This is a genomic window from Promicromonospora sp. NPDC050249 (genome assembly GCF_040656015.1).
In the GTDB taxonomy this organism is placed as follows: Bacteria; Actinomycetota; Actinomycetes; order Actinomycetales; family Cellulomonadaceae; genus Promicromonospora.
Genome location: NZ_JBFAKY010000034.1, coordinates 1 through 24367 on the forward strand (window position 1 = coordinate 1; position 24367 = coordinate 24367).

Consider the following 24367-nt stretch of genomic DNA (forward strand, 5'->3'; position numbering starts at 1 on the left):
GCGTGCAGGTCACCCGGGTGACCTGCACGCCTGACGCCTATCGCAGGTGAGGGATCAGCTCACGCGGTACCAGTTGCAGCCGCCGGTCTCGAAGCCGACCGCCGTCGAGGGCATGGTGATCGTCTTCGGCCCGGTCAGCTCGCCGTGGCCCACCAGGTTGGACAGGTCCTCCTTGCCGGTGAACTCCTTGATGAAGGAGTAGAAGCAGGAGTAGCCCTTGCTCGGCCCCGGCGTCACGTAGGTGCCGCGCTCCAGCTGGTCGCCCAGCATGTACACGCCGTCCTTGAACGTGGTCGCACTCGGCTTGACCATGCCGGGGTAGTACCTGACCCACGTGCCGCAGTCCAGCGACGCGAACGAGCCGTCCCCGGACTTCACGGTGGCGATGCGCTGCCGGTAGCCGGCGTCGAAGCCCCACGACTCGTCCGAGGGGCCGTACCGCTCCCAGAGGCAGGGGTACTCCGTCCCGGCCTGGGCGACATAGGTGGCCGCCGGGATGCCGTTGGCACCGACGACCCACCACTCGTCGGCGGGGATCGTGGTGGCGGGCCGGTAGACCGTCGCGACCGAGCCGCTGCTCTTGGCCGTCGTCGCGTAGCCGGTCCTGCGGGCCGTCACGACGACGGCGAGCTTCTTGCCGTAGTGCGAGCCGTGGATCGTGTACGACGAGCTCGTCGCGCCGGAGATCGGCACGCCGTCCGAGTACCACTGGTAGCTGACCGTGGCGGCGGGCCGCCACGTACCCGGGACCGCCCGGACCGTCGACCCCACCCGCGCCGTGCCGGACACGGTCGGGGTCGGCATGCCGGAGAACTTGGTGCCCACCGTCTGCTGGGCCGAGGTGACGGTCTTGGTCGTGAAGCCGGTCCCCTTGCGGGTCACCGACACCGAGATCTTGTGCCCGTTCCACGACGACGGGATGCGGTAGGAGCTGGCGGTCGCGCCGCTGATGCTCGTGCCGTTCACGCGCCACTGGTACGTGGTGGTCGACGCCGACGGCGTCGCCGGCGGAACCACTGCCGTCACCGTGTACCCCGGGGCCGGTGCGCCGTCGATCCGCGGTGTCGCCTGCGAGTAGACGCCGTAGGCAACGGTCTTGGCACCGCTCGTGCGGCTCGCGGTGATGTACCCGGGACGGGTGCCTGTGATGGTGACGGTGAGCTGCTTGCCGCGGTCCGTCGCCTTGGGCGTGTAGGTGAACGCGGTGGCGCCGGAGATCGACGCACCGTTCGCCTTCCACTGGTACTTGAACTGGGTACCCGACGTCCACGTGCCCGACAGCGCGCGCAGCGTGCTGCCCACGCGGACCGTGCCGCTGATGGTGGGGTCGGTCGCCTGGATGGCGGTCGGCTGCACCACCGGTGTGGGCTCGCTGGTCACCGCGGTGGGGAGGTAGCCGGCGGCGGAGCCGAGGACGGTGACCGACAGCTCGGCGCCCGCGTCGTCACCCAGCGGGGTGTACGTCGACTTCGTGGCGCCCGCGATCATCCTGCCGTCGCGGCGCCACTGGTAGGTGAACGTCGCGGCCGGGCTCCAGGCCTCGACCGTTGCGGTCAGCGGGACGCCCACCTTGTACTCGGCGCCGGAGACGGTCGGCACGGTGGTCGTCTCGAACGCGGCCGCCTGGGCCTGCTCGAAGGCCGCAAGGACGTCGAGCTTGCCCTCGCCCCACACGTTGTTGTCGTCAGTGGTGCCACCGCAGGACGTGTCGTTCACGTCGTGCGCGGAACCGTCGAGGATCACGCGGGTCGCCTGGACGTTGCCCACCAGCTCGGGGACCGCGTCCCACAGCAGCGCCACGGCACCCGCGACGTGCGGTGCGGCCATCGACGTGCCGTCGTAGTAGTCCGACCGGTTGGACGGAAGGGTCGACAGGATGTAGGAACCCGGCGCCGCGATGTCCGGCTTGACGTTGCCGCTCTGGCCGGGGCCACGCGACGAGAAGTCGGAGATCGTCCCGCTCCGCGTGAACGATCCCACCGAGTAGTTGACCGTGCGCGAGCCCGGGCTGCCGGACGAGTCACAGCCGTACTCGCCCGCGTTGCCGTTGGCAAAGGTGGAGAAGATGCCCGCGTGCTCCCAGGCGGTGATCACGTCCTCCATGAACGGGTCCGTCGAGAAGTCGGCGCCCCACGAGTTGTTCACGACGTGGGGGCGCAGCCCCGGGTTCGGGACCGGGTCGGCCGAGCCCTGGTCGAACGGGGCCAGGATCCACTCGCCCGACGAGATCAGGTCCTCGTCGGTCCAGCCGCCGCCACCGCCGGCAGCGGCGATCCACTGCGCGCCAGGGGCCACGCCGACGGCGCGCTGCACGCCGTTGTTCGTGACCGTGCCGCCGACCATGGTGCCCATGGTGTGCGTGCCATGCCCGTCGAAGTCGTGCGGGTCCTGCCGGCCGTCCACCGAGAAGTAGTTGTAGGCGTCCGGGTCGCTCGCGCCGTGACCGCGGTACTTGCCGGCCAGAGCGCTGTGGCTGCCGTCGACACCGGTGTCGATGTTGGCCACCACCATGCCCTCGCCGGTGTAGCCGGCGCTCCAGAGGTCGTTCGCGTTGATCGCGGTGATGCCCCAGGCCGGGGTCACCGCTGCCGCGTCGATGTCCTCCTCGGGCGCGGCCGTCGCGTCGACGGGCTCCGGCGCCGCGTAGCGCGTCGTCGGACGGACCTCCAGCACCTCCACGTCGGCAGCGAGGTCCATCGCCTGGTCGAGCGAGCCGTCCTCGACGAGGATCGCGTTGGTCGCCCAGTAGGACGTGTACGCGGCGCCGGACTTCTCCAGCTCCGCGATCGCCTGCCCCTGCGCGGCGTCGGCGGTCGCGACGAGGGTGTCGTACACGTACTCACCACGCTCGGACCAGCTGGTGATCGACTTGGCGGCCGTCAGGTCGGCGTCGTCGGCGAACCGCAGCCAGAAGTCGGTGGTGCCACGGGCCTGGAAGGCCCTGGTGGCGGCGGGAGTGATCTTGTCCTCCGGGGCGACCGCACCGGGAACCGCCTGAGCGCCGGGGTTGCCCGGCAGAACGCCTGACGGCGAGTCACGGTGAGGATCGGGGGCGGCGACCGCCGCGCCGGGTACTGCCAGAAGTGCCAGGGCGGTGGCCGAGGCCAGCACCATGGAACGACGTCGAATGCGAGGGAGCATGGGTTCTCCAGGCTGGGGCGCCCGGGATCCCAGGGCGCACTGGACCTGCACAGGGCAGGGGATGTGCCGTGAACATATCGCCGGAGTTCAGACAAATGCCTGGAAATACGCGGAACTCACCCGGGTGATATTCAGAGGTCAGAGACCGCCGCGGCCGCGCAGCCTGTCGATCTCGCGGCGCTCGCGCTTGGTGGGGCGTCCGGCCCCGCGGTCGCGCAGCCCGACGGCCTCGCGCTCGACCCGCGTCGGCAGGGCGGGGCTGTGGTCCAGGTATGCCTTGGCCGCTATGGGTGCGCCCACTCGCTTGGGCAGCAGCTCCACGACCTCGACGTCGCGGTCCCTGAGGGGGTCCCGCCAGGTGACGCGGTCACCGGTCGCCACAGAGGCCGACGCCTTCGCGACCTTGCCGTTGATCCGGACCCGGCCGCTACGGCACAGGTCGGCGGCGACCGACCGGCTCTTGGTCAGCCGCACCGCCCATAACCACACGTCGATGCGCATCGGCCCATCCTCCCACCGCCCCACCCGTTGAGTGCTGGGCATTTGTGCGCTTCCGGGCCCGCGACCCGCAAACACCCAGCACTCGACGAGGCGGTCAGGTCGTGGCTCGGACCCAGCGGGGATCGGAGGGGGTCACCTCGTGGAGCTCGCCGGTGATCGTGACCAGCTTGCGGGTCGTCGGCGGCGTCACCTCGCCGTCCGGGGTCGGGGCGTCGTCCGGCAGGTCGTTCGGCTCGTCCAGGTCGGCGATGCCCTCTGCCACCACCCTGACAACGCTGTCGGCCGCATGCGCGCCCACCCACACCTCGACGTCGCCCGGTTCGACGACCCGCGTCATGCTCCGGTCGGTGAACGCGAGGCGGGTGGTCGGCACGTCGAACGTGACGGTCGTGGACTCCCCCGGCTCGAGCGTGACGCGGTGGTAGCCGAGCAGCTGCGCCGTCGGCCGCGCGACGGAGCCCAGCACGTCGCGCCCGTACAGCTGCACGACGTCGGAACCCGCCACCCCACCGGTGTTCGTGACCGTCACGACGGCGCCGAACGTGCCGCCAGCTGCCACCACCCGGTCCACGGAGACCAGCTCACGCGCGAACGTCGTGTACGACAGGCCGAACCCGAAGGAGCGCGGCGGCGTCGAGTCGGTGGACGTCACCTCGGACGCCCCGCCGAGGATCGGGTGCAGGTACGAGTAGGGCTGGGCACCGCTGGACCGCGGGAGCGACACGGGCAGGCGACCCGAGGGGTTCACCCGGCCCGAGATGACGCCGGCGAGCGCGCTGCCGCCCTCTTCCCCGGGGAAGAACGCCTGGAGCACCGCCCCTGGCTTCCTGGCACCGGCCTCGCCGGAGCCCTGAGCACCGTCGAGCGCCCAGCCCACCGCGTACGGACGGCCGGTGATCAGCACCATCACGACGGGCTTGCCCGCTGCGAGCACCGCCTCGACGAGCTCGCGCTGCACGCCGGGCAGCTCCAGCGACTCGCTGTCGTTGCCCTCGCCCACGGTGCCCCGGCCGAACAGTCCGGCCTGGTCGCCCACGACGACCACGGCGACGTCGGCCGCCTCGGCGGCGGCAACGGCCTCCGCGAACCCGGACGTGTCGTCGCCCTCGACCTCGCAGCCCTGGGCGAACGTCAACTCGGGCGCGGGCAGGCCCGCACGGTCGAACTCGACGGCCAGCGCCTCGGCCACCGACGGGATCTCGAACCCTGTCGGGACGCCGGGGAAGTGCGCGAGCACGTGGTTCGCGAACGAGTAGCAGCCCATGAGCGCCTCGGGGCGGGCCGCGTTCGGCCCGATCACCGCCACGCGGGCAGGCTTGTCGTGCCACGAGCCGAGCGGCAGCACGCCGTCGTTCGAGAGCAGCACGACCGACTCCTCGGCGAGCCGCCTGGCCACGTCGCGGTGCGCCGGCGAGTCCAGGTCGACGACGGCGGGCGGGGCGTCCTCGTACACGTCAGGGTCGAGGAGACCCAGCTCCTCCTTCTGCTTCAGTGCGCGCAGCACCGCCCGGTCCACGATCTCGACCGGCACCGTCCCGTCCGTGACGAGCGCGGCGAGCGGCTCGAGGTACGCGTCACCGGACGGCAGCTCGACGTCGACACCCGCCTCCAGCGCGGCCGCCGCGGCCGCACCCCGGTCGGCGGCGATCGCGTGCATGACCGTCAGGAACGCGACACCGAAGTAGTCGGCGACCACGACGCCGTCGAACCCCCAGTGCTCGCGGAGCAGATCCGTGAGGTACTCGCCCGACGAGTGCATGGGTACGCCGTCGACATCGTTGTAGGACGCCATCACGGAACGCACCCCGCCGTCGAGCACCGCCATCTCGAAGGGCGGGAGGAAGACGTCGGCGATCTCGCGCGGGCCTGCGCTCACCGGGGCGTGGTTGCGCCCGGCCTTGGACCCGGAGTACGCCACGAAGTGCTTGAGCGTGGCGTGCACGCCCCCCCCCTGCAGCCCGCGCACGTAGGAGGTACCGACCGTCCCGACGAGGTACGGGTCCTCGCCGATGCACTCGTCGACCCGCCCCCAGCGGGGGTCACGGACGACGTCGAGCACCGGCGCCAGCCCCTGGTGGATGCCCAGCTCACGCATCGAGTCCCCGATGAGCCGGCCCATCTCGGCCACGAGCTCCGGGTCGAACGACGCGCCCCACGCGAGCGGCGTCGGGAAGGTGGCCGCCTGCCAGGCCGCCAGGCCCGTGAGGCACTCCTCGTGCACCAGCGCGGGGATCCCGAGACGGGTCTCACGCTTGAGCCTCCGCTGCTCGGCCCAGAGCCACGCCGCCCGCTCCACCGGGTCCACCGGTCGCGTGCCGTACACGCGGGTGTAGTGGCCCAGGCCGTTCTTCGTGGTCTCCTGGAGCGAGCTGGAGCCCTGGCCGGCGGCCATCTCGCCCTGCATCGGTGCCACGACGTTGCCGCCCTGGTCCAGCCAGTAACCGACCAGCTGGGCCAGCTTCTCCTCGAGTGTCATCTGTGCGTGCAGCTCGCGCACCCGCTCCGACACCTCGGGCATCGCCCGAAGCGCCACCGGCAGCTCCGTCATAAGAATCCTTTCTTGACATGCTTGTACGACCCTCTGGGACGACCCAGCGGAGGACGCGGCCCGGCCGCGCCCGGGGTCAGCCCTTGACGGCTCCGGTGAGGCCACCGACGATGCGCCGCTCGAACAGCGAGAAGAAGATCAGCGCGGGGATCATCGAGAGCGACGTGAACGCGAGCACCCGTGCGGTGTCGACCGAGTACTGGGACGCGAACGCCTGGACACCCAGCGGCAGCGTGTACGACAGCTCGTCGTTCAGGATGAACAGCGGCAGCATGTACGAGTTCCAGGACGCGACGAACGCCAGGATGCCGACCGTGACGACGCCCGGCAGCGACAGCGGCACGACCATCCGGAAGAAGAACCCGATACGGCTCGCGCCGTCGATCGAGGCTGCCTCCTCGATCTCCTTCGGGATGGCCCGCAGGAACGGCACCAGGATGATGATCGTGGTGGGCAGCGCGAACGCGATCTGCGGCAGGACGATGCCGCCGATGGTGTTCATCAGGCCCAGGTCGCGGATCAGGATGTACAGCGGGGTGATCGCGACCGTCATGGGGAACATGAGCCCGGCCGCGAACAGCGAGTACATGGCCCCGTTGAGCTTGAAGTCGTACCGCGCCAGCACGAAGCTCACCATGAGCCCGAGCGCCACCACGCCGACCGTGGTGAGGATGCCCGCGACCGCGGAGTTGGCCACCTGACGCCAGAACACCTCGCTCACCAGCACGCTGATGTAGTTGTCGATCACCCACGGGTTGGGCAGGCCCGACGGGTCGACGGTGATCTGCGCGTTCGTCCGGAACCCGCCGACGATGATGAAGAGCACCGGGCCTATGCAGATGCCGACGAAGAGGAAGGCGATGACATAGGTCATCGGGCTGCCCCACGCGACCTTCGGCAGCCGGCGGAGCTTCTGCGGGGCCTTCGTGGGAGCTTCGAGGAGCGTCGCCATCACTTCTTCCCTTCCGTGAGCGCGCCCTCGGTGTCCCGGCGCAGCACGTAGCGCTGGTAGACCAGCGCGATGACGAGCGAGATCAGGAACAGCACGACGGCGACGGCGTTGCCGTAGCCGAAGTTCCCGGCCAGGCGCCCGTTCAGGACCATGTAGGTCGCCATCGTCGAGGTGCCGGCGGTCGCGGAGATGTACTGGCCCCAGATGATGTAGACGAGGTCGAACAGCTGCAGCGAGCCGATGATCGACAGGAACGCCCAGATGCGGAGCGTCGGGCCGAGCAGCGGCAGCGTGATGGTCCGCTGGATCTGCCAGTACGAGGCGCCGTCGATCGCCGCCGCCTCTGAAAGCTCCTCGGGGATGCTCTGCAGGCCGGCGAGGAACAGGATCACGGCGAAGCCGATGTACTTCCAGCTGATGATCAGCATCAGCGACCAGAGGGCGATGTCGGGATCGGACAGCCAGTCGACGGCGAGGAAGCCGAGGCCCACCTTCTCGAGCATGTCGTTGACCGCACCGGAGGTCTGGAGCATCAGGCTCCAGCCCGTGCCCACGATGACCTCGGAGATCACGTACGGCACGAAGATGAGGACACGGATGATCGAGCGCCCGCGGATCTTCTGGTTCAGCAGGAGCGCGAGCGCGACGGCGGCCGGGCCCTGCAGGATCAGGGACAGCACGACGATGTAGCCGTTGTGCAGGAGCGCCTCGTGGAAGGCGGAGTCCCTGAAGATGATCAGGTAGTTGTCGAGCCCGACGAACTCCGTCGGCGGCCCGTACCCCTTCCAGCTGAAGAACCCGTAGTAGGCCGCCAGGAAGACGGGGAAGATGACGAACGCCAGGAACACGACGATGGCAGGGCCCGAGAGCAGGGTGATCTCGAGCGTCTTGCGCCAGTCGGTCCTCCTGCCTCGCCGCGGCCTACGGGCCGGGGACGACGTCGGAACGCCGCCCCCGGCCACCGTGGGTCCCTCAGGCGAGGCCGTCCGGGTTGCTGAGTTCTCGCCCAGGGAGTGAGTCATGTGGCTCGTTACTCCATTGCGGCCGCGGCGTTCACGGCGTCGACGATGCTCTGCGGGGTACCGTCGCCGGCCAGCATCTCCACGACGCCGGCGTTGAGCGCGTTGCCGACGTTCTGGCCGTAGAGCGTGTCGAGCCAGACCGAGACGTACGGGGCCTCGTTGTAGGCCGCGAGGACGGACTGCAGCGCCGGGTCGGTCACGACGCCCTGCGCCTCCTTGCTGGCGGGCAGCGTCACGAAGGCCTCCGCGTAGGCCTCCTGGTGCTCCTTCTGCATGAAGAAGTTCAGGAAGTCCGCGCACTCCGGGGGAGCCTCGACGAAGCAGGAGTAACCGTCGACGCCGCCCATGAACGCGGCGGGGTCACCCTCGCCGCTCTCCGTGGCGGGGAACGGGAACCAGCCGAGGTCCTTCAGCGGCTTCTCGTCGGGGGTCAGGCCGGCGATCACGCCGGGGTTCCACGCCCCCATGAGCTCCATCGCGGCCTTGTGGTTCGCGATCAGACCGGCGGAGGAGCCGGCGCCCTGCTGGGCCGTCGCGGTGAGGTAGCCGTCCTGGAACGGCTCGGTCTCGCTGAGGGCCTGCAGGTCCTCGCCTGCCGCCAGCCAGCACTCGTCGTCGAAGCTGCGCGACTCGGCGGCGGCCTCGAGGGTCTCCTGCGAGCACTCGCGCAGCGCGAAGAAGTAGAACCAGTGCGCGGCGGGCCACGCGTCCTTGGCGCCGAGCGCGATCGGTGCGATGTCGGCGGCCTTGAGGTCGGCCACCGCGTCGTTCAGCTCGTCGACGGTCGCGGGCGTCTCGGTGATCCCTGCTTCGTCGAAGAGGTCCTGGCTGTAGAAGATGCCGCCCGGGAGGACCGCCGTCGGCATGCCGTAGACCTTGCCGTCCACGGTGAAGGCGTCGAAGCCTGCGCCGACGTTGGTCTTCGTCGCCTCGTCGATCGTGTCGGTGAGATCCATGATCTGCCCGGCCTCGACGACGTCGGCCAGCTTGCCGCCACCGCGCGCCATGAAGATGTCCGGCGCGTCGCCGGAGTTCAGGGCGGTCTGCAGCTTGCCGTCCATGTCCTCGTTCTGGATGGACTGGACGTCGATCGTCACCCCGGGGTTGGCCGCCTCGAAGGCGGCGACCGTGTCTTCCCAGTAGGCCTTGCCCGGCCCGGTGGTGGAGTTGTGCCAGAAGGTCATCGAGACGTCACCGTCACCCGACCCTCCGTCGCTGCCGCCGGAACAGCCTGCGGCCAGCAGGGCAACCGTGGCGCCCAGGGCAAGAGTGCCCGCAGCCCGCGTCTTCCTCATCATTGTGGAACCCCTTGTAGTCGTCATCGACGGTCGGCAGGAGCCTGCCGGTGACGGACGACAGGTCCGTCAGTCAGGAGACTGGCAGCCGGGCGGCCCTTTCGTCAAACGGTTTCGATATCGATTTCGAAACGGATCGGTAAACCAGACACACCTCGCGGCCCGGGGTACTCTCGCTTCCGTGCACAGTGGGACAGGCTCACCCGGGTCCACTGCCGGACCGGGTGACAGCGTGACGAGCGGTTCGGTGACCCCGGACCCCTTCGCCACCCAGGAGCGTGCGACCGGCCGCGCCACCATCACCGACGTCGCGCGCGTCGCGGGCGTATCGGTCGCCACGGTCTCCAAGGTCGTCAACGGCCGGTACGGCGTCGCAGCGGCCACCGCCGAGCGGGTGCTCGGCGTTGTCGCCGACCTCGGGTACGAGTCGTCCCTCGTGGCGCGCAGCCTGCGCCGCCGCCAGACCAACGTCATCGGCGTGCTGGTGGCCGAGTTCGAACCGTTCAGCACGGAGCTGCTCAAGGGCATCTCCGCCGCGATGGACGGGACGGGCTACGAGCTGCTCGCCTACTGCGGCGACGCCGGACACTCGGACCACGTGGGCTGGGAGCGCCGCTCGCTGTCCCGCCTGGCCGGAACCCTGATCGACGGCGTGGTGATCGTGACGCCCACCCTTGCCCTGCCGGTGCACGAGGGCGTGCCCATCGTCGCCATCGACCCGCACACCGGACCCACAGGCCCGGCCACCGTGGACTCCGACAACCTGGGCGGCGCCCGCACCGCCACCGAGCACCTCATCTCGCTCGGCCACACGCGCATCGGCTACCTGGGCGGGCGTTCCGACCTGGAGTCGGCCCGCCTGCGCGAGCTCGGCTTCTTCGAGGCGATGGAGGGGGCGGGCCTCAAGCCGGACCCGAGCCTGGTGCTCGAGGGCGGCTACCGCCCGGACCGCTCCGACCGCCCCACGCACGACCTGCTCGAACGCCCTGACCGGCCGACCGCCGTCTTCGCCGCCAACGACCTGTCGGCGATCCACGTCATCCAGGTCGCCCAGGAGCTGGGGCTGCGCGTGCCCGAGGACCTGTCGGTCATCGGTTTCGACAACATCCCCGAGGCCGCCGCGTCGAACCCGCCGCTGACGACCATCGCGCAGTCCCTGCACGAGATGGGCGCCGAGGCGCTCCGCATGGTCATCGCGATGCTCGAGTCGGGCACCACGGCGGGCAAGCACACCCGCCTGCCCACGCGGCTGGTCGAGCGCGCGAGCACGGCTCCCCCGCCCGCGTCGAAATAACCTCGCCGACGGCGGCGGGCCGGGGCACCCTGGTGGAATGACCTCCCCCACCGGCCGCACGCCGGCACAGACGCCGTGGCATGTCCTCGAGGTGGCGCCCGTACCGTCCGTCGACCACCCCGACGCCTGGGCGTACCACGGGATCGCCGCGGTCGAGCGGGCCACGGAGATCGCGAGCCGCGGGTACGACGACCTCGCCCGCTCGGCGCAGCAGACCGTCAGCGGCATGCTGCATCAGGAGTACGCGCGCAAGCAGCGGTTCGTCGCGGTTCTGGACCGCCCCGACGGCGGAGCGCCTACCGCCGACGACGTGGTCGGCTTCGGGTTCGTGGCGATGACGCTCAAGGACAACACGCACACCGCCGACGTCCATGTGGGGGTCCACCCGGACCACCGACGGCAGGGCATCGGCACGGCCCTCGCGGCACGGGTCGAGGAGGCGGCCGCCGATGCGGGGCGGACCACGTTCTTCGTCTGGGCGGCGGCGCCGCGCGAGGCGGCCGCCGACGAGGAAGCGGTGGTGCCGGCCACCGGCGTCGGGCGAATACCCGCCGATGTCCCCGGCGTGCGGTTCGCGCTCCGCCGCGGGTACACGATCGAGCAGGTGGAGCGCATGTCACGGCTCGACCTGCCGGTGGACCCTGACAGCCTGGCGACGTTCGAGGCGGAGGCGCGCGCCAAGGCGGGCGACGACTACCGGACCCACACGTGGGAGGGCATCCCCGAGGAGTGGCGCGCGGGGTATGCCCAGCTCATGACGCGGATGTCGACGGACGTGCCGCAGGGCGAGCTCGACTTCGGCGAGGAGACGTGGGACGCCGAGCGCGTCGGCGTGTACCTCGAGGAGCGCGCCGCCAGCGGACAGCGCCTGCTGACCACCCTGGTGGAGCACGTCCCGTCGGGCGAGGTCGTTGCGGGTACGTCGTTCCTGCTGCAGGACGCCAAGCCGGCGTTCGTGTTCCAGGAGGAGACGATCGCGCTGAAGACCCACCGCGGGCACCGGCTCGGGATGCTCGTCAAGGCGGTCAACCTGCGCGAGCTTGCGGCACGCTACCCGCAGACGGAGCGGGTCCACACCTTCAACGCGGAAGAGAACGCGCACATGCTGGGCATCAACGTGGCCCTGGGCTTCCGCCCCTCGGGCGCGGAGGCCGCCCTCCAGAAGCGCCTCTGACCCTCGCTGAGCGCTGGGTATCTGCGGCGTCGCGGGCCTGAGAGCCGCGAACAGCCAGCACTCAACGGTGCCTGCGGAAGCGACCGACCAGGGTGAGCAGGCGGCCGGTCGCTCGCGTGACCACGCCGCCAGTGCCGTTCGCGACGTCCAGCAACTGCCGCACCTGCTTGTGCGTGACGCCTGAGCCCGGCTGATAGGGCAGGCGGTCCAGGGGCATCGCGCTGGTCATGATCATGACGTCGTCCGACAGGCCCGCCCCCTGCAGCATCCCCGTGACCGTCGGGCCGATGACGGGGTGGGCCATCGCCTCACCCAGCGAGGAGGCGGCGGTGAGCGACGGGACGACGCCGTCCGACGGCACCTCGACGTCGGCGGTGGCGCGGAGGTCGCGGCTCGATGCGCCCACCTCCACCCGGTAGGTACCGCCCTCGACGCGCCACCGGTCGGCCTGGACGTCCCAGTACGCGAGGTCGTCCCGGGCCACCGAGAGCTCCACCTCGCGCGACTCCCCCGGTGCGAGATCGACCACGGCGAAGGCGGCCAGCGAACGCGGGGCACGTGGGACCGGCGAGCCGGGCAGGGACACGTAGCACTGCACCACCTCGCGACCCGCGACGCCGCCGGTGTTGGTGACGGTCACGCGCACGGTGAGCCCGGCGTCGTCGGTCGAGACCCCCGGTCCCGAGTATCCGAACGTCGTGTACGAGAGCCCGTGCCCGAACGGGAACTGCACGTCCAGGTCACGCGCGTCGTACCAGCGGTAGCCCACGTAGATGCCCTCGCCGTAGGTGACGCGCAGGCCCGTGCCCGGAAAGCTCGTCCAGGCCGGGGTGTCCTCGATGCGCAGCGGGACGGTCTCGGCCAGCCGGCCGGACGGGTTGACGCGTCCGTACAGCACGTCGGCCAGGGCCCCGCCGCCCGCCTGCCCCAGCAGCCAGCCCTCGACCAGCGCGGGCACCCGGTCCGCGAACCCGGACAGCCGCACCACCGAACCGTTGGACAGCACCACGACGACGCGCGGGTTGACCTCGAGCACCCGGTCGAGCAGCTCGAGCTGTGCGGCGGGCAGCTCGATGTCCAGGCGGTCGCGGCCCTCCGCCTCGGCGGACTGCGGCAGGCCCGCGAAGAACAGCACCACACCCGCGTCGCGAGCCACGGCCACCGCGTCGGCGGCCAGCGCCTCGGCGGCGTCGGCGGCAGCGGCAGACCTCCTCCACAGCCTTCCGACCGCACCCCGGCGGGTCGCGCCGCTGGTCGAGCCTGCCGAGCCCTCGGCCGGACCGAGCCCGTAACCCGGAGCGAAGACGACCTCGGGCGCCGCGTCCTGGATCGCGGTGAGGGCGTCGTCGAGCCGGGTCGGGACGATCTGCGACGATCCCGAACCCTGGTAGCGCGGCGTGCGGGCGAGCTCGCCGATCACCGCGACGCGCGTCTGCGGCGCTATCGGCAGCAGGCCGCCGTCGTTCTTGAGCAGCACCACCGCACGGCTCGCCGCCTCCCGGGCCAGGGCGTGGTGCGCGGCGTCGTGCCAGGCCTCGGGGTCGTGACCACGCTCGGCGAGCGGGGACGGGCCGCCGTCCGCCGTCTCCTCGCGTGCGGCCTGCGCCGCGAGCGCCAGCGCGACGACCCGGGTGGCCGAGCGGTCGACGTCGTCCAGGTCGAGGACACCGGACCTCACCGCCGCGACGAGCTCCTTGACCCGCCCCTCTCCTGCGGCGGGCATCTCCAGGTCCAGACCTGCTCGGACACCGGCGACGCGGTCGTGGACGGCGCCCCAGTCGGACATGACGAGGCCCTCGAACCCCCACTCCCCGCGCAGGATGTCGGTGGTGATGCGGCGGTCCTCGCCGGTGTGGGTGCCGTTGATGCGGTTGTACGACGACATGAGCGTCGCGGGCCGGGCCTTGGTGACCACGCGCTGGAAACCGCGCAGGTAGATCTCGCGGAGGGTGCGCTCGTCCATGTCGGCGGAGACGCGCATGCGTTCCGTCTCCTGGTTGTTCGCGGCGAAGTGCTTGAGGCTCGTGGCGACGCCGCCCGCCTGGACGCCGGTGACGAGGGCCGCGCCGATCTCGCCCGCGAGCAGGGGGTCCTCGGACACGTACTCGAAGTTGCGCCCGCACAGCGGGCTGCGCTTGATGTTGATGCCGGGCCCGAGCACGACGTCGATGCCCCGCTCCTTCGCCTCGGCCGCCACCGCCTCCCCCACGCGCCGGACCAGGCCGACGTCGAACGTGCTGCCCAGCGCGACCGCCGGCGGAAAGCACGTGGCGGGGACGGCGCCCTCGATGTCGCCGACGTCGGGGGCGAGCCTGCGCACGCCGTGCGGGCCGTCCGCGAAGAAGGCCGACGGGACTCCGGGAGCCTCGGCGGTGGTCCAGAACGACGCCCCGGACAGGAGCCGCGCCTTCTGCTCGAGCGTGAGCTTCCTGACGATCGCCGCTGGTGCAGCTGCGGCGGCGACTGCGGTGCGGGCCTGCGGCTTCTTCGGCATGCGGTCACGCTACCCGGCGCAAAAAGCCGTGCGCTCCGATGTCGCCGGGAGCACCCTGGGCACATGACCTCAACCTCCGCCGTACCCGCCCCGTCGACGTCGACGTGGCGGCTGATGACCCCGCCCCACCCGTCCTCGCTCGAGGACCCGGAGGCGTGGGCGTACCGGAGCATCGCCGAGCTGGATGCCGCCGTGGGCGCGGCCGACCTCGGCACTGCCGACGAAGCCCAGACGCCGCTCGGGATCCTGGTGACGATGAACAACCAGGACTACCGGCGCAGGCTGCGCCAGGTGGCCGTGGTGGACGCACCCGATGGGCCGCGGGTGGTGGGCAGCGCGCTCCTGAGCCTCTTCGTCCGGTCGAACCCCGAGCTGGCCGTCGGCTTCGTCGTGGTGCACCCGGAGTACCGGCGGCAGGGGATCGGTACCGCCCTGGCCGACTGGATGCGCGGGACCGCACGCGCGGAGGGCCGGACGTCGGTCCTTGCCCCCGTCGACTTCGGGCCCGGGGAGAGCACGGGCGAGTCGCTGGTCCCCGCGTCCGGCTCCGGCCAGGTCTCCGCCGACCTGCCGGGTGTCCGCCTCGCCCAGAAGCTGGGGCTGGGCCTTGAGCTGGTGGAGCGCCGGTCCCGGATCGACCTGCCGGTAGCACCCGAGACGGTTGCGCGGTTCGAGGCCGAGTCCCGCGCCGCAGCGGGAGACGCCTACCGCGTCCACACCTGGACGGCGCCGATCCCCGAGGAGTGGATAGAGCAGTACGCAGCTCTCCAGCAGGCCCTGGCCGACGACGAGCCGCGCGGCGGCCTCGACCTCGAGTCCGACGTCTGGGACCTCGAGCGCATCCGGGGCGAGGAGGCGGCGATGGCAGCCAAGGGCGACCAGTACGTGGTGACCGCCGCCGAGCACGTGGCAACGGGCGAGCTCGTCGCGATGACCATGCTGCAGTGGAACGACGAGAAGCCCGACCACACCAACCAGCAGGCCACGGTCGTGCTGGGCACGCACAGGGGACACCGGCTCGGGATGCTCGTCAAGGCCGTGAACCTGCGGGAGCACGCGCGGCTGCGCCCCGGCGCCCGGCGCATCTACACCTGGAACAACGAGGAGAACCCGCACATGCTCGCCATCAACATCGCGCTGGGCTTCGTCCCGGCGGGCGGCTGCGCGGAGTTCCAGGGCCCCGTGTAGTCAGAGCAGCTCCGGAGTGAGGTTCGGGCCGTCCCCGAATGCCTCCGGCGGGGCGAACGGGTGGACCGGGCCGCCCAGGTTGGTGTGCCGCAGGCGCAGCAGGTCCTGGTCCACCCCGCCCGGGGTGAGCATGAGCATCCAGTCGTCGGCCATGTCGTACAGCTCGGTCTCCAGGTTGCCGATCTTCACGACGACGACGTCGGTCCCGCGCGGGTCGAGGCCGATCGCCGTGAAGTCGGACTCCAGGTGAAACGGCCTGCGCCGTTCGGTGAGGATCACCTTGAGCCCGCCGGCCGCCACCACGCAGACGATGCCCGCCACCGGGTCGCCCTCGTGGACGTGCTCGACGACGCCGCGCAGCGTCACCGGCCCGGCCGGCCCGGCGTCGACCCGGGCGCCGGCCGTCACCTCGACGACGGCGCCCACCCCGGCGTCGGCCACCGCGCGGGCGGCCTCGGGGTCGGGCAGGGACGCGTAGATGGCGCTCCGGCCGCCCACCTCCGGCGGGTTCGCGAAGGCAGGCTCCGCCAGGAGCCGGGCGAGGGTCCAGGTGACGTCGCCGGCTCCGCCGGCCATGGGGTTGTCGCCCGAGTCCGACAGGACGAAGGGTCGCGCGTCGCTCGCCAGCACGGCCTTGATGCACTCCTCGTAGGTGCCGGCCGGTGCGACGAGCTCGAACTCGCCGCGGGCGTCCCAGTACCTCCGGGCCAGCCGCTCCGCCTCGCGCGCGATGACTACGTCGTCGTCCCCCATGACGACGACGGCGGCCCGGCAGCGCGGCTCGTCCGCCCAGGCGTACCCGACCCAGACGGAGGCGTCGAGGACACCCTCGAGCGCGCCGACCCGTGCGACGTCCTCGTAGATGCCCCGCGCCGGCTCGACCCGGGTGCTCGTCCACTCCCCCGGCAGCAGCACCGGGACCTGCACCCAGGCCTTCCGCGGCCGGCCCGCCCCGTCGATCCGGCGCAGCAGGTTCGTGGCCGCACGCTCACGCGCCTCGTCGTCGTCCTCGTGCGGCGTCATGCGATGGCAGGCGATCAGGTCGACCGTCGCGGCGAGCTCCCGCGACACGTTGCCGTGCAGGTCCGTCGAGGCGGAGACCAGGCAGTCCGGCCCGACCGCTGCACGCACCGTCCGGGCGAGGTCCGCCTCCGCATCCGTGTAGCCGAGCACCGCCATGGCGCCGTGGACGTCGAGCAGCACCCCGTCGAACGGTCCCTGTGCCTCCAGCGCCAGGCCGATCTCGGCGCGCACCGTCTCGTAGACGTCGGTGAGGACCGCGCCGCCCGGGAGCGCCCCGGCCCGCAGCACCCCCACCCATTCGGCCTCCCGGCGCAGCGGCGCGCCGTCCCGCAGGAACGGGTACCGCCGGACGAGCTCGTTGCCACGCAGCAGGGTGAACGCCTCCCAGCCCGAGCGGTGCGGGGAGAACGTACTGGACTCGATGGCCATACCGCAGATCGCGATCCGCGGCCGTTGGTTGGTACGGGTCACGCGCGCAGTGTAGGCGGGACGGGTTACGACTTAGTGCTTATTCCACGCTAAAGGGCCAGGTGTCGGCAGTCGAGCTGCCGGCACCTGGCCCCTTACCGGTCGCGGGGTTCGCCGCGCTGGTGTCAGTTGTCGTCCCGGTCGTCCGCGTCGTCGTCCGCGTCGTTCGGGGTGTTGTCGTTCGGGGTGTTGTCGTCCTGGTCGTCGACGTAGTTCGCGTCGTTCGGCGAGTCCGCCGACTGCGCGGAGCCCGCGGTGTCGTGCGCCGACTCGTTCGGCGAGTCCGCCGACTCCGGCGAGGGGTCGTAGTTCGCGTCACCGGGCGAGTCCGCCGACTGCGCGGAGCCCGCGGTGTCGCGTGCCGACTCGTTCGGCGAGTCCGCCGACTCGGGCGAGGGGTCAGCCGTCGTGGTGCCGGCGCCGCTGTCGGGCTGCGGTGCGCTGTCCAGGGCGACGGCCGCGGAGGACTCGGCACGAGGGGCCGGGTCGTTCAGCGCCGCTGCCGTCGTCGCGCCGGCGACGCCGATCACGGCGGCTGCTCCGACGATGGCCCAGCGCTTCTTCATGGTCGACGGGTTCATCTCTGTGACCTCCGGTCTCGCGGCGCCCGGTTCGGGTGCCTCCTGATAGATAGTCTGCGTCGCCAGGATGAGGCGACGAGGAGACCTGCATGAGACGCCTCTCATGTCCGGGAAGGCGGCCCGGCGTCAGCCCTTGAACCGGTAGCCCGCCCCGCGCACCGTCTCGATCCGGTCAGCTCCCAGCTTCTTGCGCAGGTAGCGCACGTAGACGTCGACCACGTTGGACCCCGGGTCGAAGTCGTAGCCCCAGACCCGCGACAGCAGCTGCTCACGGGACATGACCTGGCCCGGATGCTGGAGGAACACCTCGGCGAGTGCGAACTCCCGTGCCGAGAGCTCCACCTCGCGCCCCGCCACGGTGGCGGTGCGCGTGCGCAGGTCGAGCCCGACGTCGCCGTGCTCCAGCCGTTCGGACGCCGCCGCCTCCCCCGTCGTCCGCCGCAGTCGCAGCTTGATCCGGGCGAGCAGCTCGTCGAACCCGAACGGCTTGGACATGTAGTCGTCCGCCCCGCCCTCCAGGCCCGCCACCCGGTCGGAGAGCGAGTCCCGGGCGGTCAGGATCACCACCGGCAGCGTGGAGCCGACGTCACGCAGGCGCTGCAGCACCGTGAAGCCGTCGAGCACGGGCAGCCCGATGTCCAGGACCATGAGGTCGTAGCCGCCGGACATCGCGTGGGCCAGCGCCGACGCGCCGTCGGACACCACGGTGGGCTGGAACCCGTGCGCCTTGAGCCCCTTGCGCACGAACTGCGCGATGCGCTCCTCGTCCTCCGCGATCAGGATCTGGTTCAACGTGCCTCCTCCTCGATCGCCGCGCTCCTGCTCCCTGCCTGTGCGCCCGACGTGCCCGACGGCGCCGCGCCGTCGGCCGGCCAGGTCATCACGAAGCGCGCCCCGCCGCCGTCGGACCGTTCGACGACCACGTCCCCGCCGTGCCCCTGTGCGATGGCCCGCACGATGGCGAGCCCGAGGCCCGAACCGGACGCACCGCCCGTCGTGCTGCCCCGCGCGAACCTGTCGAAGATGCGGTCCGCCTCCTCTGGCGGCACGCCAGGCCCGGTGTCGCGCACCCAGAGCCGTACCTGACGGCCCGCGGGTCCGTCGAACACCTGCGTGCCGATGCCCACCTCGTCGTCCGGGCCGGTGAACTTCACCGCGTTGTCCGCGAGCTGCAGCACCGCCTGGGTGAGCCGGTGCATGTCCGCGACCACCTCGGCGTCGGCCCGGGCGTCCACCACCCAGCGGCGTGCCCCCAGCGCGCGGGCCTTGTCGTGCACGTCGTCGGTGAAACGGCCCAGGTCGACGGAGGCGGTGGACACGAAGTCGGCCCGCTCCGCCTTGGCGAGCAGGACCAGCTCCTCGACGATCTGGCCCATCCGGGACGTCTCGTCGAGCAGGAGGTCCCGCGTCTCGCGCACGTCCGCCGGGTCGTCCGGGTCGAGCACCTCCAGGTGGCCGCGCAGGACGGTCAGCGGGGTGCGGAGCTCGTGTCCGGCGTCGTCCAGGAACTGGCGCTGCGTCTCGATGGCCGTGGACAGCCGGTCGAGCATCGTGTTGAACGCGCCCGCGAGCTCGCCGAGGTCGTCCTCCGTGGCCACGGGAACCCGCTGGGACAGATCGGTCTCGGTGACCCGGGTGGCGGTGGCGCTCAGCTGCCGCAGCGGGCGCAGCAGGCGGCTGACCACCAGCCAGGCGAACAGTCCCAGCAGCACGAGCGCCACGCAGCAGACGATCGCGTAGGTGCGCATCACGGCGGTCTCGGCCTCGAGCGCGTCGTCCAGCGCGGAGGCCATGACGTAGGCGCCGACCTCCTGGCGGTCGGGCACCGTCACCGGGACGACGACGAACCACACCCGGCCGATCTCCGTGTCGATCTCGCGCTGGAGCGTGCGCTCCGACTGCGGGGTGAGGCCGTCGACGACGTCCTGGACCACCGCGCTGTCCGCGACCACCCGTCCCCTCGTCGGCGGGTTGGTCTGCTGGTGCTCGCCGTCGAGGTAGCTGACGAACATCTCGTAGTTGCCCGGGACGTTCCGCTCCATGGCGACGCTCATGAGCCGGCCCGCCCCGTGGAACTTCTCGCCCGTCTCCGGGTCCACGCCGTTTTCCGCGAGCTGCTGCAGCTCCCCGATCTCCTGGTCGAAGTCCTCGGAGATGCCCTCCATGATCTGCTGGGTCTGGATGGCGTGCGTCAGCAGGCCTGTCGCGAGCAGCCCGATGGCGGTCACTGCCACCACCGTCGTCACGACCTTGGCCCGTACCGTCGGCCGGCGCAGGCTCATGCGCGGCCCACGCCGGACGACGCGAGCCTGGAGCCGTCGAGCCACCCGGCCACGACGTCCAGGCGGCGCGACGTCGCCGCCTGCCACCCGCGCTCCTGCACGCGGTGCGGCCCGGTGGCCAGCGAGAGCAGCACCCCGGCGACACGCGCGGCGAGGTCGCTCCGGTCCGCTCCCCTGCCGCCAGGGGCCGCCACGAACCCGGAGGCGTAGTCCGCGGCGAGCTTGCGCATCCGGCCCGCCTGCGTGACCTGTGCGGGATCCTTCCCGTGCACGAGGGACAGCACGTCCAGGTGTGCGACGAGGCAGGCGAGGTCGTCGGCGCGGTGGCCGGGGCCCGCCGAGTCGACGTCGAGCAGGCCGGTGATCCGGCCGCCGGTGAGCATGATCTGGGCCTCGTAGAGGTCGCCGTGCGTGGGGTCCGCACCGGTCCCGCGCTCCGCGAGACGCGTCCGGACGGCGCCGGCCAGGTCGGCGGCCCTGCCTGCCTCCGCGGGCAGCGCCGCCCCGATGACGCCCGCGTAGTGCTCGGCCGAGTCGCTCCACGCGGGGCGGCGCGGCAGGTCGCGCACCTCCGCGGGCAGGCGGTCGAGCAGGTCGAGCACCTCGAGCGGGGACGGGATGCGCCCGCCGTCCCGCACGGCGGCGCGCATCTCGGTGCCGTGCAGCGGGGACAGGACGAGGAGCCCGTCGTCCGACCAGCCGAGGGGGCGCGGGACCGGCAGGCCGGCCCGCGACAGGAGCTCGTGCCGCCGGTGCAGGTCGGCGACCTTGCGGGGGCGGAGCACCTTGAGGAACACCCTGGACGACGCGGCCGTGGCCTCGATCACCGCGCGCCGAGTCGGGCGGTAGGCCCGGACCTTGAGCACGGGGTTCGCGCGGGCCTCCGGGCTGACGCCGAGGCCGGCCAGGAGCTCCTCGACGGCGGCCGTGTTGAAGGCGCGGGGCAGGGCGGGCAGGGCCGGGTCGCCGGGGAAGCGCCACACGGCGACCGTCGCGTCGCCGTCGGACAGCGTGACCACGCCCGGCTGGCGGCCGTCGCGGGAGCGGCCGACGCTCGCGCCGAGCGTCTCGGACCGCTCGACGCCGTCCCAGCGCACCGTCGCCCGGTAGGCGACGGTGGTCGTCGAGCCGGGGCGATGGTCCACCTGGCGCACCCGCCAGTCCACGAGCTCACCACCGGCCGTGGCCACGGCCGCATCGAGGAGCCCCGCAGCGGCGTCACCGGTCAGCAGGTCGAGGTGCGTGTTCACCCGCTCATCCTCGCAGCCGGTACCCCGCGAAGCCCTCCGATTCGGATGAGAATCCTCTAACCCGGCAGCGACGCGGATCGGTCCTCGGCCGCCGGCGGGTACGGCGTGCGGTGGCGAGGTGGTTACGGCGTGGCCGACGGGTACGGCGGGCGGTAGCCGGCGGGCCGGCGGGTACGGCGGGCGTGGCGAGGTGGTCGCAGCCGGCCAACCGCAAGCTACTGGTCCTCAGCGGCACCACCTCGACGCCGAACCGCAAGTTCCTCGTCGTCGACAGCGCCGAACCGCAGGTCACGCGTCGATTACTGCCCGGATCGACGTACAACGTTCGGTTCGGCGCCGAGGTGGACGCGTAGGTTGCGGTTCGACGCGCCTCAGACCGCCGAAGGACGCGCAGCTTGCGGTTCGACGTCGGGGCAGCCACGCAGCTTGCGGTTCGGCGCGCCTCGGACCGCCAAAGGACGCGCAGCTTGCGGTTCGACGTCGGGGCAGACGCCCAGCTTGCGGTTCGGCGCCAGCTGGACCCGGAGCCGGTCGCGGGCGATCGGCAGCACGACACCTGTCGCCCTGCCGATCGCCCGTTCCCCGGCCCTGGTTCCCCGCGGGCCCTGCCTGCATCGTCAGGCGCGGAGCTCTCGGTACTTCGTGATGAGGGCCGCCGTGGACGGGTCCTGCGCCGCAAGGGCCGCCTCGTCGCCCGCGACCGCCGGGGCGATCTCCAGCGCGAGCTTCTTGCCGAGCTCGACGCCCCACTGGTCGAACGAGTCGATGCCCCACACGACGCCCTGCACGAATGTGATGTGCTCGTACAGCGCGACGAGCTGGCCCAGCACGGACGGGGTCAGCGCGGGGGCGAGGATCGACGTCGTCGGCCGGTTGCCGCTGAACACCTTGGCCGAGACCAGGTCCTCTGCGACGCCCTCTGCGCGCACCTCGTCGGCCGTCTTGCCGAACGCGAGCGCCTTGGTCTGCGCGAAGAAGTTCGCGAGGAACAGGCCGTGCACGTCGGCGCCTGCCTCGACCGCGCCGCCGTCCCCGACGGCGTCCGCCAGCGGGTAGGCGGGGTTGGCGACGGCGATGAAGTCCGCCGGGATGGTGCGTGTGCCCTGGTGGATGAGCTGGTAGAACGCGTGCTGCCCGTTGGTACCCGGCTCGCCCCAGAAGACCTCGCCGGTGTCGGACGTGACGGGCGTGCCGTCCCAGCGCACGGACTTGCCGTTGGACTCCATGGTGAGCTGCTGCAGGTACGCCGGGAACCGGTGCAGCTGCTGCGCGTACGGGAGCACGGCGTGCGTGTGCGCGTCGCGGAAGTTCACGTACCAGACGTTGAGCAGCCCCATCAGGACGGGCACGTTGTGCTCGAGCGGCGTGGTCCGGAAGTGCTCGTCCATCGCGTGGAAGCCGCCCAGGAACTCGGCGAAGGCGTCCGGCCCGATCGCGACGGCGAGCGACGTGCCGATCGCCGAGTCGACGGAGTAGCGCCCGCCGACCCAGTCCCAGAACCCGAACGCGTTCTCGGGGTCGATCCCGAACGCCGCGACCTTGTCCAGCGCGGTGGACACGGCCACGAAGTGCTTCGCGACGGCGTCGGAGCGGCCGTCCTCGGAGTCCTCGATGGCGCCGGCCGCGACCAGCGAGCGCCACAGCCAGTCACGTGCGAGGCGCGCGTTGGTGAGGGTCTCCAGCGTGCCGAACGTCTTGGAGGCGACGATGAACAGCGTGGTCGTCGGGTCGAGGTCGGCGGTCTTCTGCGCGACGTCGGTGGGGTCGATGTTCGAGACGAACCGGACCTCCAGGCCGTCCTGGACGTAGGGCTCAAGGGCCTCGTACGCCATGACGGGGCCGAGGTCGGAGCCGCCGATGCCGATGTTCACGATCGTCCGGACGGGCTCGCCCGTGACGCCTGTCCACTCCCCGGAGCGGACCTTCTCGGCGAACGCGTACACCTTGGCCAGCTCGTCGGCCACGTCGGCGGTGACGTCCTGGCCGTCAACGGTCAGCGGCTCGTCCGACGGGCGGCGCAGTGCCGTGTGCAGCACCGCGCGGTCCTCGGTGACGTTGATGTGCTCGCCGGCGAACATCGCGTCGCGGCGTTCGGTGAGCCGCACCTCGTCCGCAAGAGCGAGGAGCGAGGCGAGCACGTCGTCCGTCACCAGGTTCTTCGACAGGTCGACGTGCAGGTCAGCGGCCTGGTGGCTCAGGCGTTCGGCGCGGTCCGGGTCCGCGGCGAACCAGCCACGCAGGTCGGGCCGGAGGTTCTTGGAGAGCTCGGTGAGCGAGCCCCAGGCGTTGGTGGTGGTGGCGTCGACAGGCCCACGGGCCGGCTCTGAGGTCATGAGACAACCGTAGTGCGGAGTGCCTCCGCCGCAGCCTCGGCGAGTGTCTGATCCGTCACCTCGTAGCCTGCGTCGTCCCCGCCGCCCGGGCCCGCGGCGTCGACCACCGTGCGCTTCGCGGAGAGGTGCACCGCGTCCACGCCGATGCGCAGCAGCGCCGGGATGTCCGACGCCGTGACGCCGCCCCCCGCCATGATCTCGATGCCCAGCTCGGCGCTGTGCTCGACCAGGGCGGCCAGCCGGTCCAGCCCCTCGCCCGCGCGGGCCGCGCCGCCGGAGGTCAGCACCCGCGCGACGCCCAGCTCGGCCAGCGTGTCGAGCGCCGCGATCGGGTCCGCGATCACGTCGAGCGCGCGGTGGAACGTCACCTCGGCGTCCTCAGCCGCGGCGACCAGGTCGCGCATCCGCCGGACGTCCACCGTGCCGGACGGCGTCAGTGCGCCCACCACCACGCCGTCGGCGCCCTGGTCGGTCGCCAGGGTGACGTCCCGCAGCATCAGGTCGATCTCGGCGGCCGAGTACACGAAGCCGCCCGGGCGGGGGCGCACCAGGACGTGCACCTCGAGGATCGGGGAGCTGTCGGACGACGGGACCACCGCAGCGGCGTCGACCACCGCCTCGACGAGCGCGGCGCTCGGCGTGATGCCGCCGGTGGCGCCGAGCGCGGAGCAGAGCTCGACGCGCCGGGCGCCGACGCCGGCAGCGATCACCGCCCCGGCCGGATCCTGGACAGCGAGCTCGAGAGCGACACGTTGGGGCACGGCGCCAGCGTAGCCGGGCCCAGGGGCGGTCTGTCGCCCGCCGTGTCCGCCACCGAGTCG

General features: G+C 71.8%; 18 protein-coding genes. 4 read left to right on the forward strand and 14 right to left on the reverse strand.

What is annotated here, in order from left to right:
* Nucleotides 1-54: 54 nt before the first annotated feature.
* The 6 genes from AB0I32_RS22175 to AB0I32_RS22200 form a co-directional block, all read right to left on the reverse strand.
* Nucleotides 55-3141: a S8 family serine peptidase gene (locus AB0I32_RS22175; RefSeq protein ID WP_357509980.1), complete on the reverse strand. Its 3087-nt coding sequence runs from the start codon at nucleotides 3139-3141 to the stop codon at nucleotides 55-57.
* Nucleotides 3142-3279: 138 nt separating this feature from the next.
* Nucleotides 3280-3642 carry an RNA-binding S4 domain-containing protein gene (locus AB0I32_RS22180; protein ID WP_357509982.1) on the reverse strand — a complete coding sequence of 121 codons (363 nt, stop codon included), beginning with the start codon at nucleotides 3640-3642 and terminating at the stop codon, nucleotides 3280-3282.
* A 94-nt stretch (nucleotides 3643-3736) separates the two neighbouring features.
* A complete protein-coding gene (locus AB0I32_RS22185) occupies nucleotides 3737-6190 on the reverse strand; it encodes a glycoside hydrolase family 3 N-terminal domain-containing protein (RefSeq protein ID WP_357509984.1) in 2454 nt (817 codons plus the stop codon).
* A gap of 76 nt (nucleotides 6191-6266) precedes the next feature.
* Nucleotides 6267-7142, reverse strand: a complete 876-nt coding sequence (locus AB0I32_RS22190; RefSeq protein WP_357509986.1) for a carbohydrate ABC transporter permease — start codon at nucleotides 7140-7142, stop codon at nucleotides 6267-6269.
* Nucleotides 7142-8164 (reverse strand): sugar ABC transporter permease, encoded by a 1023-nt coding sequence (locus AB0I32_RS22195; protein WP_357509988.1) that lies wholly within the window; start codon nucleotides 8162-8164, stop codon nucleotides 7142-7144. Before AB0I32_RS22195 ends, AB0I32_RS22190 begins: the two co-directional genes overlap by 1 nt.
* A gap of 8 nt (nucleotides 8165-8172) precedes the next feature.
* On the reverse strand, nucleotides 8173-9462 hold the full coding sequence (locus AB0I32_RS22200) for an extracellular solute-binding protein (RefSeq protein WP_357509990.1): 1290 nt from the start codon (nucleotides 9460-9462) through the stop codon (nucleotides 8173-8175).
* Nucleotides 9463-9706: 244 nt separating this feature from the next.
* On the opposite strand from AB0I32_RS22200, the gene AB0I32_RS22205 reads away from it, so the two are divergent.
* On the forward strand, nucleotides 9707-10753 hold the full coding sequence (locus AB0I32_RS22205; RefSeq protein WP_357509992.1) for a LacI family DNA-binding transcriptional regulator: 1047 nt from the start codon (nucleotides 9707-9709) through the stop codon (nucleotides 10751-10753).
* A gap of 37 nt (nucleotides 10754-10790) precedes the next feature.
* Nucleotides 10791-11927, forward strand: coding sequence for a GNAT family N-acetyltransferase (locus tag AB0I32_RS22210; RefSeq protein ID WP_357509994.1), 1137 nt, complete (start codon nucleotides 10791-10793; stop codon nucleotides 11925-11927).
* Between the two features lie 61 nt (nucleotides 11928-11988).
* Here the strand turns inward: AB0I32_RS22210 and AB0I32_RS22215 are convergent, their stop codons facing one another.
* A complete protein-coding gene (locus AB0I32_RS22215) occupies nucleotides 11989-14421 on the reverse strand; it encodes a glycoside hydrolase family 3 C-terminal domain-containing protein (protein WP_357509996.1) in 2433 nt (810 codons plus the stop codon).
* Between the two features lie 63 nt (nucleotides 14422-14484).
* Here AB0I32_RS22215 and AB0I32_RS22220 point away from each other — a divergent pair, with 63 nt between their 5' ends.
* Nucleotides 14485-15609, forward strand: coding sequence for a GNAT family N-acetyltransferase (locus tag AB0I32_RS22220; RefSeq protein WP_357509998.1), 1125 nt, complete (start codon nucleotides 14485-14487; stop codon nucleotides 15607-15609).
* On the opposite strand, the gene AB0I32_RS22225 is transcribed toward AB0I32_RS22220, so the two are convergent.
* From AB0I32_RS22225 to AB0I32_RS22245, 5 genes are all read right to left on the reverse strand, one after another.
* Complete coding sequence (locus AB0I32_RS22225; protein WP_357510000.1) at nucleotides 15610-17103, reverse strand: M81 family metallopeptidase; 1494 nt, start codon at nucleotides 17101-17103, stop codon at nucleotides 15610-15612. It lies immediately after the preceding gene.
* Between the two features lie 122 nt (nucleotides 17104-17225).
* Nucleotides 17226-17681 (reverse strand): hypothetical protein, encoded by a 456-nt coding sequence (locus AB0I32_RS22230; protein WP_357510002.1) that lies wholly within the window; start codon nucleotides 17679-17681, stop codon nucleotides 17226-17228.
* Between the two features lie 126 nt (nucleotides 17682-17807).
* On the reverse strand, nucleotides 17808-18473 hold the full coding sequence (locus tag AB0I32_RS22235; protein ID WP_357510005.1) for a response regulator transcription factor: 666 nt from the start codon (nucleotides 18471-18473) through the stop codon (nucleotides 17808-17810).
* Nucleotides 18470-19963 carry a HAMP domain-containing sensor histidine kinase gene (locus tag AB0I32_RS22240; RefSeq protein WP_357510007.1) on the reverse strand — a complete coding sequence of 498 codons (1494 nt, stop codon included), beginning with the start codon at nucleotides 19961-19963 and terminating at the stop codon, nucleotides 18470-18472. Before AB0I32_RS22240 ends, AB0I32_RS22235 begins: the two co-directional genes overlap by 4 nt.
* Complete coding sequence (locus AB0I32_RS22245; RefSeq protein ID WP_357510009.1) at nucleotides 19960-21213, reverse strand: phosphotransferase; 1254 nt, start codon at nucleotides 21211-21213, stop codon at nucleotides 19960-19962. Before AB0I32_RS22245 ends, AB0I32_RS22240 begins: the two co-directional genes overlap by 4 nt.
* 182 nt (nucleotides 21214-21395) lie before the next feature.
* On the opposite strand from AB0I32_RS22245, the gene AB0I32_RS22250 reads away from it, so the two are divergent.
* Entirely contained in the window at nucleotides 21396-21566 is a 171-nt protein-coding gene (locus AB0I32_RS22250; protein ID WP_357510011.1) for a hypothetical protein, read from the forward strand.
* A gap of 264 nt (nucleotides 21567-21830) precedes the next feature.
* On the opposite strand, the gene pgi is transcribed toward AB0I32_RS22250, so the two are convergent.
* Together pgi and AB0I32_RS22260 are read right to left on the reverse strand one after the other, a co-directional pair.
* Nucleotides 21831-23546 (reverse strand): glucose-6-phosphate isomerase, encoded by a 1716-nt coding sequence (pgi, locus tag AB0I32_RS22255; RefSeq protein ID WP_357510013.1) that lies wholly within the window; start codon nucleotides 23544-23546, stop codon nucleotides 21831-21833.
* A complete protein-coding gene (locus AB0I32_RS22260) occupies nucleotides 23543-24307 on the reverse strand; it encodes a copper homeostasis protein CutC (protein WP_357510015.1) in 765 nt (254 codons plus the stop codon). The genes pgi and AB0I32_RS22260 overlap by 4 nt, the downstream gene beginning before the upstream one ends.
* Nucleotides 24308-24367 lie beyond the last annotated feature (60 nt).